9 protein-coding genes are annotated in these 11,126 nt (G+C 66.0%); 6 read left to right on the top strand and 3 right to left on the bottom strand.

What is annotated here, in order from left to right:
- Positions 1–219 precede the first annotated feature (219 nt).
- On the bottom strand, positions 220–1,635 hold the full coding sequence (locus tag AAC071_RS10715) for an FAD-binding oxidoreductase (RefSeq protein WP_339832384.1): 1,416 nt from the start codon (positions 1,633–1,635) through the stop codon (positions 220–222).
- Positions 1,636–2,045: 410 nt separating this feature from the next.
- The gene (locus tag AAC071_RS10710; RefSeq protein WP_339832382.1) at positions 2,046–3,416 is read right to left on the bottom strand and encodes a serine hydrolase domain-containing protein; all 1,371 of its coding nucleotides are present in this window, start codon (positions 3,414–3,416) and stop codon (positions 2,046–2,048) included.
- 494 nt (positions 3,417–3,910) lie between these two features.
- On the opposite strand from AAC071_RS10710, the gene AAC071_RS10705 reads away from it, so the two are divergent.
- Positions 3,911–4,780: a VOC family protein gene (locus AAC071_RS10705; RefSeq protein WP_339832380.1), complete on the top strand. Its 870-nt coding sequence runs from the start codon at positions 3,911–3,913 to the stop codon at positions 4,778–4,780.
- 61 nt (positions 4,781–4,841) lie between these two features.
- On the opposite strand, the gene AAC071_RS10700 is transcribed toward AAC071_RS10705, so the two are convergent.
- The gene (locus AAC071_RS10700) at positions 4,842–5,813 is read right to left on the bottom strand and encodes an L-threonylcarbamoyladenylate synthase (protein WP_339832389.1); all 972 of its coding nucleotides are present in this window, start codon (positions 5,811–5,813) and stop codon (positions 4,842–4,844) included.
- Positions 5,814–5,910: 97 nt separating this feature from the next.
- Here AAC071_RS10700 and AAC071_RS10695 point away from each other — a divergent pair, with 97 nt between their 5' ends.
- From AAC071_RS10695 to AAC071_RS10675, 5 genes are all read left to right on the top strand, one after another.
- Positions 5,911–7,701 carry an acyl-CoA dehydrogenase gene (locus AAC071_RS10695; protein WP_339832379.1) on the top strand — a complete coding sequence of 597 codons (1,791 nt, stop codon included), beginning with the start codon at positions 5,911–5,913 and terminating at the stop codon, positions 7,699–7,701.
- A gap of 132 nt (positions 7,702–7,833) precedes the next feature.
- Positions 7,834–8,892, top strand: a complete 1,059-nt coding sequence (locus AAC071_RS10690; RefSeq protein ID WP_339832378.1) for an MBL fold metallo-hydrolase — start codon at positions 7,834–7,836, stop codon at positions 8,890–8,892.
- Between the two features lie 47 nt (positions 8,893–8,939).
- Positions 8,940–9,869, top strand: coding sequence for a histone deacetylase family protein (locus tag AAC071_RS10685; protein WP_339832376.1), 930 nt, complete (start codon positions 8,940–8,942; stop codon positions 9,867–9,869).
- A gap of 20 nt (positions 9,870–9,889) precedes the next feature.
- Positions 9,890–10,150: an exodeoxyribonuclease VII small subunit gene (locus tag AAC071_RS10680; protein WP_339832375.1), complete on the top strand. Its 261-nt coding sequence runs from the start codon at positions 9,890–9,892 to the stop codon at positions 10,148–10,150.
- Between the two features lie 10 nt (positions 10,151–10,160).
- Positions 10,161–11,054 carry a polyprenyl synthetase family protein gene (locus tag AAC071_RS10675; protein WP_339832374.1) on the top strand — a complete coding sequence of 298 codons (894 nt, stop codon included), beginning with the start codon at positions 10,161–10,163 and terminating at the stop codon, positions 11,052–11,054.
- Positions 11,055–11,126: the final 72 nt, after the last annotated feature.

Here is an 11,126-nt window from a genome sequence, read left to right as displayed (position 1 = left end):
CATCATCCGGGATAAAACCGCGTTCCAGACATGACCCAACAACACAGTTGCCGGGGACAAGCCCCGGGATGACATCCGTTGTGGGATGAATGCCGAGGTAAACACAAAACCCCCTTCCGGCGCGGAGCGCCAAAAACCCTTCTTCGCGCCTTCGCGTCTTCGCGTGACCAATTCTTCTCTTCTCCGCGCCTCCGCGGCTCCGCGTGAGTCCCTCCTTCCCTAGACAACCTTGCCCGGATTGAGGATCCCCGTCGGATCGAGCGCCTGTTTCAGCGCCCGCATCGCCGCGATCTCGACCGGTGCCTTGGTCGCCGCCATCTCGTCGCGCTTCAGCCGGCCGATCCCGTGTTCGGCGCTGATCGAACCGCCCATCGCCCGCACGATCGCATGCACCAGCGCGTTCATCTCGCCCCAGCGCGCAACGAAGGCCGCCTTGTCGGCGCCCACGGGCTGGCTGAGATTGAAATGCACATTGCCGTCGCCGATATGGCCGAAGGCGACGACGCGCACCCCCGGCATCGCCGCCTCGACCGCCTGCGTCGCCTGCGCGATGAAAGCGGCCATCCGCGACACCGGCACCGAGACGTCATGCTTGATGCTGCCGCCTTCGAGCCGCTGCACCTCCGACAGCGTTTCGCGCAGCCGCCAGAAATCGGCCCGCTGCGCCTCCGAGCGCGCCAGCACGGCATCGCTCACCAGCTTCTGTTCGAGTCCCTCGGCCAGCACCGCCTCCAGCGTCGCGTCGAGATCGGCCGTGGCGCTGCCGGCACTCATCTCGATCAGCACATACCAGGGCGCGGCATCGGGCAGCGGATCGTGCGCGCCCTCGACATGGGCGGTCACGAAGTCGAGTCCGATCCGCGGCACCAGTTCGAAGGCGGTCACCATGCCGCCCGACACGCTGTCGGCGACGCGCAGCAATTTGACCGCCGCAGCGACATCCGGAACCGCGGCGAAAGCCGTCGCCAGCGATTGCGGCCGCGGGAAGAGTTTCAGCACCGCCCCGGTGATGATCCCGAGTGTGCCTTCCGAGCCGAGAAAAATCTGTTTGAGGTCGTAGCCGGTATTGTCCTTTCTGAGGCCCCGCATCCCGTCCCAGACATCGCCATTGGCCATCACCACTTCGAGCCCGAGCACCAGCTCGCGCGCATTGCCGTAGCGCAGCACCGCCGTGCCGCCGGCATTGGTCGCCAGATTGCCGCCGATCTGGCACGAACCTTCCGAGGCCAGGCTGAGCGGGAACAGCCGCCCGGCCTCTTCGGCCGCCGCCTGCGCCGCTGCCAGCGTCACCCCGGCATCGACGGCCAGCGTGTTGTTCTCGGCATCGAGCGCGCGAATGCGGTTCATGCGTGTCAGCGACAGCACCACTTCCTCGCCGCTCTCGAACGGAATCTGTCCGCCGACAAGCCCGGTATTGCCGCCCTGCGGCACGATCGCGGTACCCGTCTCATGCGCGATCTTCAGGATGGCCGAAACTTCCTCGGTCGAGGCCGGCCGGAGCACCGCCGCCGCCCGGCCGCGATAAAGCGCGCGCCGCTCTTCGAGATAGGGCGCGGCATCATCGTTCGCGACAACGCCCTTCGCGCCGACCACGGCCTTCATGCGCGCAACTGTTTCGGGAGTGGGTTTGGGCATCTGTCGTTTGCTCGGCATCAGACAAAACAAAAATGTCATCCCGGGATTTATTCCCGGGACCCATTGGCCTCACGCCTCGCTGATGCGTGGATTGGGTCCCGGGGACAAGCCCCGGGATGACACCTTTGGGTGTGGCGGCCTCCGAGGTCAAGCCCGGGGGTGACGAGTATGGTGAGAGGGTAAACTCAAAACTCGTTCGGCGGGTAGCACGCCCGGCGCGAAGCGCCAAGAACCTTCTCTTTCCTTCTCTGCGTCTCTGCGCCTCTGCGTGAATCCCTTCTTCCTGCCTTCTTCGCGCCTTCGCGTCTTCGCGTGCAAAATCTTTCTTCTCCGCGGCTCCGCGTCGGAGTCTGTCTTCGGGCCGCGCGCAAGCGCGGACCCGTGGGCGTGCAAAAACCTTCCTTCTTCCCTCACACCCGCCGATGCGCCCGCGCGCCCGTATGCAGGTAGAGCGCGCGGCCCCGGCCGTCATCGCCGAGGAAATGCCAGCTCTGCGGCAGCGTCATCCCCGGCGCGACGCCGAGGAACAATTCCCCATCGACCGCTTCAAGCGCCACCCGCCGGGTTCCGCCCGAAATCACCGCATAGTCGGGCGCGGCCTCGATCGTCGCGACGAGGCGGCCGTCTTCCACCGTCACCTCGATGACCTCCATCATGTTGCCATAGCGGCCTTCATGATGCGCCGGCTGCAGCACAAAACCCGCATCCGTCTGCGGCGGTGCCGGCGGCGCGATCCCGGCCGCTTCGGAAAACACCTTGCGGATCAGCCGGTCGGCCAGCGCCTTGCCGTTGCCGCCATTGGTCAGCAGGCAGAAAGCCGTGCCGCTGGCCGGGTGATAGCGCAGCCATGCCGCCTGGCCGATGGTCGAGCCGTCATGGCCGAACACCTCGTGAGCGCCGTCGCCGTCCCAATCCCACATGAAACTCGCCAGCCCGATCGCATCGATATGCATGCCGCGCGGACAGCGCATGTTGACCGTCTGCATCGCGGCGACGCTGTCGGGCGAAAGAAGCCGCGTCCCGTTGGGCGCGACGCCACCTGCCATCAGCATCCGCGCGAAACTGATGACATCGCGCGCCTTTGCCATCGACATCGAACCGGCCGGCGCGTTCGATTGCGCCAGATAGGCAACCGGCGTCACGACGAGATGGCCCGGCGCGCCCAGATGCCCGATCGCGGTCTGGTGGCGCATCGCCTGTTCGGGCAGGGTCGAGAAGGCGGGCGTGCCCAGCGGCTTGACGATCCGTGAACGGATGACCTTGTCCCAGATCCGCCCGTCGGCGACCTCGATCATCCGGCCGGCCGCCACGAAGCCGGTATTGCAATAGGAGAACATCGCGCCGCGGGGATGCACCTGGCCGAGCGCCGCCATCATGGCCGTGAATTTCGCGATCCGGTCCTCGCCGCGTCCGGCATCGCGGAAATAATCGCCCTCGATGCCGCTCCTGTGCGACAGCAGATCGCGCAGCGTCACCTCCGCCGCGACCCGCGCATCCGCGACGCGGAAATCCGGCAGCGTGGCGCGCACCGGCTGATCGAGCGAAAGCTTGCCTTCCTCGACAAGCTGCAGGCAGAGCACCGCCGTATAGAGCTTGGTGATCGAACCGATCTGGAACAGCGTCTCGACCGTCGCCGGCACGCCGGTCTCGAGATTGCAGACCCCCGCCGCCGCCTCCGCCGCTTCGCCGCCGGCCCACACTGCGAGCGACGCCCCCGGCACGCCGCATTCGGCGATCCCCGCATCGAGCATCTCTTTCAGGCGGGCAGGGGACAGGGTCATCGGGCGGGGAGTCCTCGAAGAAGCGATGGCAACGACCATATCATAATGGCCGTCATGACCCGGCCCCCCTCTGTAATCAAGGTGGCGGGTCATCCACGTCGTCCTTCCCTGGCAATCGCAAAGACCTGGCTGGCCCGGCCGCGGGCTGCACCTGTGCACGGACCCGTTGGCCTGATTCGCTTTCCGGCGTTTCCCAAAACCCCGGGGATAAGTTTTTTTACCCGCCCGCGCGCCGCTGCGAATCGCACGCCGCGGATTCGCCGCCGCCCGAAACCGGGGATTACTTTTTAATTCCTCCGTACACGAATGAAAGATATCCCCGGGGATAACTTGATTTGTGACAGTTTTTTGACAGTTCCGTGACAGAGGGGGGGTACCGCTGTCGTTCGCTGCTGTCGATTGTTGCAAAAAGCCCTGCGTTTTTGCGGGTCTGGCGGGGTTTTTCGGCAGCCACTACAGTGCGCGGCGTTTCCGCTGTCGGAGGACTGTCAAAAATGAGCGAAATAGTCGGCGTCGATCACCTGATCATCGCGGTCCGCGATCTGGGCGCGGCCGAGAAGACCTACACCGCGATCTTCGGCCGGGCGCCCTCCTGGAAAGGCATCCATCCCGGCGTCGGCACCGGTAACGTCTTGTACCGCCTTGCAAATACCTATGTGGAGCTCTACGCGCCGGTCGCCGAAGGCGCCAATGCCGAGGCCCTGAGGAAGCGCCTCGACGCGAGCGGCGAGGGGCTCTACGGCGTGGTTTTCGGCCTTGCCGACGCGGCCGCCGCCGCCACCGCCTTCAATGCCCGCGGCCTGACATCCGGCGCGCCGCTCGACGGTTCCGGCCGCGACGAGATCAGCGGCGCAACCCGCAAATGGCGCACCGTCGCCCTGCCGGCCAGCCAGACCCGTGGCCTTTTCCTGTTGGGAATTCAACATCTTAGCCCGGAGGACGCGCTGCCGCCGGCGCCGCTTTCCGAAGGCGTGGCCGAAGCCGAAGCGGTCGCATCCTGCGACCATGTCGTGGTGATGACCCCCGATGCCGAGGCCTGCAAGACGCTCTTCGGCACGCAACTCGGCATCCGTCTGGCCCTTGATCACACGAAGCCGGAATGGGGCGTCCGCCAGCTCTTCTTCCGCACAGGCGGCGTCACCGTCGAGGTGGTCGAGCCGCTCGACCGCGAAAAAGCGCCGAAAAGCGAACGATTCTGGGGTGTTGCCTGGAAGGTGCCGGACATCGCCGCGGCCGTCGCCCGGCTCGAAAAGGCCGGCCTCGACGTCTCGGAAGTGCGCAAGGGCCGCAAGCCGGGCACCGAGGTCGCGACCATCCGCAAGCCGACCGCAGGCGTCCCGACGCTGCTGATATCGCAGAGCTAGGAGCATTTTCCGGAAAAGTGGTCGCCGGTTTTCCGTAGAAAATGCGACCAGAAAAAATGTGCTAACCCCTTGGCGCGGCAGCCCTTTTCAGCCGGTCATTGATCGCCTCGCCAAGTCCTTCATCGGGGATCGGCATCACCGCGATGGTCCGGCCCTTGGCGGTTGCGTCGAGGGCCCTCAGCATCGCGAACAGATGCGCGGCCGCCTCGGTCAGATCGCCGGAAGTCGATAGATTCATTGAGGTTTTTGCCTCGGGCGCTTGCGGCCCGAAGGCCAGAAGCACCTCGTCCGCGCCCACGTCGCGGGCGTTCAGCCGGATCGGCGAGCCCGGCGCGTAATGGCTCTCGAGCTGCCCCGGCGAGGCGCGGCCTTCCTCGCCCGAGCCCGCATCGGCATCGGCCAGCCTGTCCCCCAGCACCGCTTCGATCGCCTCCCGCGCCACCGCGCCCGGCCGCAGAAGTGTCGGAATTCCTTGAGGAAATCCGATCACGCTCGATTCGAGCCCCAGCCGGCACGGCCCCCCGTCCAGCACCATGGCGAGCGTTTCGGCGTCGCCCAGCTCGCTCATCACATGCGCGGCCCGTGTCGGGCTGACCCGTCCCGAACGGTTGGCCGAAGGCGCCGCGATCGGCCGTTCCGCCGCTTTCAGCAGCGCCTGCGCGACCGGATGCGCCGGGACGCGCAGCGCCACCGTGTCGAGCCCGGCGCTGACCAGCAGCGACAGCGGCGTCTCGGCCCGCCGTTTCAGCACCAGCGTCAGCCCGCCGGGCCAGAACGCGGCCGCGAGCTTTCGTGCCGCGTCGCTGAATACGCCATGTTTTTCAGCAGCTTGCAGGTCTGTCACATGAACGATCAGCGGGTTGAAGCGCGGCCGTCCCTTGGCCGCGAAGATGCGCGCCACGGCCCTGTCGTCGCTGGCATCGGCGCCCAGCCCATAGACCGTCTCGGTCGGAAAGGCGACGAGCCGCCCCGCGCGGATCGCCTGACCCGCGAGTTCGATATTCGCTGCCGTCGCCTCGACGCAGGCGGCCATGAAACTACCTGTCTGAATGCTACCGTGGCGGCGGAGAATACAGTAAAAGCCCGCAAAGCCACGCAGTTCCGTCACTTTCCGCCTCCGAAGGATCCCCATGACATACCGTCCGCCCGTCCGCGACATGGCATTCGCCCTCAACGAGATTGCCGGTCTTTCGGCGCTGGCGGGCCGGGGGCCCTTCGCCGATCTCTCGCCGGAACTGGTCGAGGCGGTGATGGAGGAGGCGGCGAAGCTGGCCGCCGACGTGCTGGCGCCGCTGAACCGCTCGGGCGACACCGAGGGGGCGAAGCTGAAAAATGGCGGCGTTTCAGTGCCTTCCGGCTTTGCTGATGCCTATCGCCAATGGGTTGCGGGCGGCTGGGGCAGCCTCGCCGCGACGCCCGAATATGGCGGTCAGGGCCTGCCATCCGCGCTCGCCGTCGCGATGCAGGAAATGTGGAATGCGGCCTGCATGTCCTTCGGCCTCTGTCCGATCCTGAGCCAGGGCGCCATCGAGGCGCTGACGGCGCATGGCACCGAGGAGCAGAAGCGGCTCTATCTCGCCAAGCTGATTTCGGGCGAATGGACCGGCACCATGAACCTCACCGAACCGCAGGCGGGTTCCGATCTCAACGCATTGAAATCGAAGGCCGTTCCGGCCGGCGACGGCACCTACAGGATCACCGGCACCAAGATCTACATCACCTATGGCGATCACGACATGGCCGACAACATCGTCCATCTGGTGCTCGCGCGTCTGCCCGATGCGCCGGCCGGCACGAAGGGGATATCTCTCTTCCTCGTGCCGAAATTCCTCGTGAATCCAGACGGTTCGCTTGGAGAACGCAACGATGCGCATTGCATCGGCATCGAGGAAAAGCTCGGCATTCACGGCAGCCCGACCTGCGTCATGGCCTATGGCGAAAACGGCGGCGCCATCGGCACGCTGATCGGCGAGGAAAATCGCGGCCTCGCCTGCATGTTCACGATGATGAACAACGCCCGCCTGCTGGTCGGCACGCAAGGCGTGGCAATCGCCGAAGCGGCCTATCAGCATGCACTGGCCTATGCGAAGGAACGCAGGCAGGGCAGGCCTTTGGGCTCGAAGCTGGCCCCCGGCGAAATGGCGCCGATCATCGAACATCCCGATATCCGCCGCATGTTGCTGACGATGAAAGCCTCGACCGCGGCCGCGCGTGCGATCTGCTACGCAACCGGTGTCGCGCTCGACACCGCGCATGCCGGCGAAACGGCTGAAATCCGCGCCGCCGCGCAGGCCCGCGCCGATCTGCTGACGCCGATTGCCAAGAGTTTCTCCACCGATATCGGCTGCGAGGTTGCCTCGCTCGGCGTGCAGATCCATGGCGGTATGGGCTTCGTCGAGGAAACCGGCGCCGCGCAGTTCCTGCGCGATGCGCGCATCCTGCCGATCTATGAAGGCACCAACGGCATCCAGGCGATCGACCTCGTCAGCCGAAAGTTGTCCCTGGCAAACGGTTCGGTGGCGCAAGGCTTTATCGCCGAGATGCGCGTGACGGCGCAGGCGGCACGCCGGTCGAACCGCAAGACGCTCGCGGCGATCGGCGCCGCGCTCGACGCGGCCCTCGACACGCTCGACACCGCAACCGCCTGGATGCTCGAGCGCGTGAAGTCGGCGCCGAACGACTGTCTGGCCGGCGCCGCGCCCTATCTGCGTCTCTTCGGCACCGTCGCCGGCGGCCATTATCTGGCGCAAGGCGCGCTGAAAACGGCCGAAGCGGACGGGCAGGGCGATTTTGCCGCCACGCGTCTGGCGCTGGCCGATTTCTACGCCCTGAACATCCTGCCCGGCGTCCACGGCCTGCTCGGACCGGCCACGGCCGGCGCCGAAACCCTCTATGCGCTGACCGCCGACGACCTCGGCTGAACCTGCCGCAGCGTCGGCCAAGCCGGGCGGCCCCATGGTTTGACCTTGCCTGTTCCGGCGCCTATCACGGAACCCGCCGCCTGGCCCCCGCACGCGGCGCAGGTAAGCGTTTTGCCAGTTCGAAAGTCTTGAATGTCCGATATCTCCCAGGCCGTCATCGAAAGCACCGATCTGCGCTATCCCTTCGACCGGAGGGTGCCGCAGCCGGCCGAAATGATCGAGGTGGCACCGGGCATCTCATGGGTGCGCATGCCGCTCCCGTTCCAGCTCGACCACATCAATCTCTGGCTGATCGAGGGCGATGACGGCTGGACCGTGGTCGATACGGGCGTTGCGACCGACGAGGTCAAGTCCTTGTGGCGTCAGGTCTTTCAGACCGGTCTCAAGGGCAAGCCGGTGACCGGCCTCATCGTCACCCATCTCCATCCCGATCATGTCGGTCTGGCCGGCTGGTTCACGCGCAAATGGGGCGTCGAACTGCAGATGTCGCGCACCGATTTCCTGATGTGCAAGACGCTGGTGCTCGACACCGGCCGCGAGGCGCCGAAGGAAGCTCTTGATTTCTACCGTGCGGCTGGCTTCAGCGAGCGCGGCGTCGAGAGCTATCGCAAGCGTTTCGGCGGTTTCGGTGAGCGCGTCTCGCGCATGCCCGACATTTTCCGCCGCCTGCGCGAAGGCGACGAACTGACGATCGGCGGCCGCAACTGGCGCGTCGCGGTCGGCTCGGGCCATGCGCCGGAGCATGTCTGCCTCTATTGCGAAGAGGCGAAGGTGCTGATTTCGGGCGATCAGGTGCTGCCGCGGATTTCCTCCAATGTCAGCGTCCACCCGACCGAGGCCTATGAAAATCCGCTGGAAGACTGGATCGAGAGCTGCAAGCGCCTGCGCCGCAACCTGCCCGGCGACCTGCTGGTGCTGCCGGCGCATAACGAGCCCTTCTATGGGCTGCACACGCGCCTGACCCAGCTGATCGACGGCCATGAAGAGGGGCTGGAGAAGCTGCTGGCGATGCTGGACGAACCGAAACGCGCCATCGACGTTTTTCCGGCCCTTTTCAAGCGCAAGATCGGTCCCGAGGTCTTCTTCATGGCAACCGGCGAAAGCCTCGCCCATCTGAATTGCCTGCTCGGCCGCGGCCTTGCGACTGTCAGCCGCGACGACAAGGGCGTCAATTGGTATCGCCGGGCCTGAGCGGTCCGCATGCTAGACTTGGCGCCGAAATCAATGCGGCCCCGAACATGACCACGCTTCTCGTCACCCATTCCGCCTGTCTCGATCACGAAACGCCGCCGGGCCATCCCGAATGCGCGGATCGGCTGCGCGCGGTGCTGGGTGCGCTTGAGGCCGAGGAATTCGCGCTGCTGGCCCGCGACGAGGCGCCACGTGCGACCCGCGAGCAGATTGCCCGCGTCCATCCCGAGGCGCATATCGACCGCATCGAAAAAGGCGCGCCGGCCGAGGGTTTCCGCCGCATCGACGCCGACACGGCGATGTCGCCGGGATCGGCCGAAGCGGCCTTCCGTGCCGCCGGCGCGACCGTTCATGCCGTCGACGAGGTGATGGCCGGCCGCGTTCGCAACGCCTTCTGCGCCGTGCGCCCGCCCGGCCACCACGCAGAGCCTGAAACACCGATGGGCTTCTGCCTCTTCAACAACATCGCCATTGCCGCACAGCATGCCCGCGCCGTGCATGGTTGCGCGCGTGTGGCCGTCGTCGATTTCGACGTCCATCACGGCAACGGCACGCAGGCCGCCTTCGAGACCGATCCGTCGCTTTTTTATGCCTCGACGCATCAATGGCCGCTCTATCCCGGCACCGGCCGTGCCGGTGAGCATGGCCTCGGCAACATCTACAATCGCACGCTGCAGCCGGGCGCCGGCTCGGATGAGTTCCGCGCGGCGGTCAGCGGCGCGATTCTGCCGTCGCTGGCGAATTTTCGCCCCGATTTCATCTTCATTTCGGCCGGTTTCGATGCGCATATGGCAGACCCGCTGGCCAATCTGCGCCTGACCGACGAGGACTTCGGCTGGGTGACCGGCGAACTGGTCAAACTGGCCGGCGAACTGTGTGGCGGCCGCGTTGTTTCCGCGCTTGAGGGCGGTTATGACTTGGAGGCACTGGCCGCGAGCAGCCGCGCGCATGTCCGGGCCCTGATGCTGACCGCCTGAAATCCGAAAGGAAAATGCCCATGTCCGCTGCCAAGGCCGACGCCCACAAGGACATCGAGAAGATGAGCTTCGAGGAGGCGCTGGCGCAGCTCGAGAAGATCGTCGGTCAGCTCGAATCCGGTGAGGCGCCGCTGGAAAGATCGATCGAGCTCTATGAACGCGGCACGGCGCTGAAGGCGCATTGCGAGGCGCGGCTGAAACTGGCGGAGGCAAAAGTCGAGAAGATCACGCTGTCGGCCAGTGGCGAGCCGGCCGGTACCGCTCCCCTCGACATCGATTGAGCGCCCAGCCGTGGCCATTTCCCCCTTCGACGCCGCGCTTGCCGAACATGCGAGCGACATCGAGCGGATGCTGGACCGGTTGCTGCCGCATCCCGAGGGCCCCGAAGGCCGCATTGCCGAGGCGATGCGCTACGCGGCGCTGGAAGGCGGCAAGCGTTTTCGTCCCTTTCTGGTGGTCCAGAGTGCCCGCCTCTTCGGGGTGAATGCTGAATCGGCGCTGCGCGCCGCGGTTGCCGCCGAATGCGTCCATGTCTATTCGCTGATTCACGACGATTTGCCCTGCATGGACGATGATGATCTGCGTCATGGCCGGCCCACCGTCCACAAGGCCTTCGATGAGGCGACCGCGATGCTGGCGGGTGATGCCTTGCTGACGCTGGCCTTCGAGATCGTTGCCGATCCCGATACCCATGAACGCGCCCGCGTTCGTATCGAACTGGTCCGGCGTCTGGCGGCGGCGGCGGGGGCGCATGGCATGGTGGGCGGCCAGATGATCGATCTGGCCAGCGAGCGGAAACCGCTCGATATTGGGGGCATCACGCGCCTGCAACTGCTGAAGACCGGCGCGCTGATTTCTTTTTCCTGCGAAGCCGGTGCGGTACTCGGCCGGGCCTCCGCCGAGGCCGAGCAGGCACTGCATGCCTATGCCCATGATCTGGGCCTTGCCTACCAGATTGCCGATGATCTGCTGGACGCCGAAGGCGATTCCGGCCTGATGGGCAAGCGGGCCGGCAAGGATGCCGCCGCCGGCAAGGCGACCTTTGTCTCGATTCTGGGGACGGACCGGGCCCGCGCGCAGGCGCGCATGCTGGCCGAACAGGCCGTCCAACATCTTGATTTGTTTGACGAAAGAGCCGACCTTTTGCGTCAGGCCGCGCATTTCGTTATAACGCGCCGCAATTGAGGGCCGCCGGTTTCGTCGGCCCCGGGCCGGATTCCGGCCCCCGAGACGGCGCCTGCGCCGGCAGAGGTGAGT

It is taken from the genome of uncultured Parvibaculum sp. (assembly GCF_963975745.1).
Classification (GTDB): Bacteria; Pseudomonadota; Alphaproteobacteria; order Parvibaculales; family Parvibaculaceae; genus Parvibaculum.
This window is presented reverse-complemented; position numbering and strand designations above follow the sequence as displayed.